General features: G+C 40.1%; 1 protein-coding gene. It reads right to left on the bottom strand.

Annotation, left to right across the window (positions count from 1 at the left end):
• Positions 1–1,055 (bottom strand): ISL3 family transposase (locus tag C1G49_RS08810; RefSeq protein ID WP_105125396.1); only part of this gene is annotated, 1,055 nt, incomplete at both ends.

Below are 1,055 nucleotides of genomic sequence, written 5' to 3'. Positions count from 1 at the left end.
GCGTTCGTGATGTACGTTTTATACTTTAGAAAAGTTTTAAAAACAGTTTTAAAGGCAGGATTGACAAAATCCAAATTGTCTTCCAGAAGCTCGAAGAAATATTTCGAGTTCATCTCTTGGAAATGGAAGAGAAGGATCTGATAGAGTTCGTAATAGAATTTCAGTTCCTTAGAGAACTTCAATGTCTTCTGGACAACCTCTCTCGGTGTTACTGTTTGCCCAAAAGTGCGAGAAAAGAAGCGATTCAGAGACAGTTTTCGACTATCTTTTTGGAGAATACGCCAGTGATTTTTCATGGATCGATAAGGTAGGGAACGCGTATCGAAAGTCTTCATAATATCAATTCTAGTCATCATCATAGCACGGCTCAGGTGTTGGATAATGTGAAATCTATCAAGGACAATTTTAGCTCTTGGAAATAGTTTTTTGATGATGGGAATATAGCTACCCGACATGTCCACTGTTACGACCTCGACAGTTTCTCTGACTGCCCTAGGATACTTGTAGAAATAGTTCTTGATGGTGGTTTGGCGGTTGTTGTCAAGAATGGTCACAATCGATCTCGTCTCAAAATTCTGAGCAATAAAGGCGAGTTTTCCCTTGTTCCGACTAAATTCATCCCAGCTCAAGACTTTTGGTAATGTTGTAAAATCATGCTCAAATTGAAACTGAGCCAGTTTCCTCTGGACGACCGATACGGAGATATGTAATCTCCTAGCGATGGCTATATTGGTCATGTTTTCTGTATGGAGTTGTGTCACTTTTTCCCAAATAGGTTGGGAAATCTGACAGTTTTTCTTGACTAGAGCTGTCTCAGCTACAGTCACTTTTTGGCAAGATTTGCATTGAAACCGGCGTTTTTTAAGCAGGAGTAAGGTTGGAAACCCCTGGCAATCCAAAATCGGAATCTTTGACGACTTTTGAAAATCGTACTTGATACACTTCCCTTGGCAATGAGGACAGCTAGGGCTGTCATAATCCAGCCTTGCCCGAATTTCCAGATGGGTCTGATGTTTTAAAACGAAGAGAATTTTGATGTTTTTGTCTTTGATTCC

It is taken from the genome of Streptococcus suis (assembly GCF_002960625.1).
Classification (GTDB): Bacteria; Bacillota; Bacilli; order Lactobacillales; family Streptococcaceae; genus Streptococcus; species Streptococcus suis_T.
The sequence above is the reverse complement of the archived record's forward strand: the minus strand, read 5'-3'. Positions and strand labels throughout refer to the sequence as shown.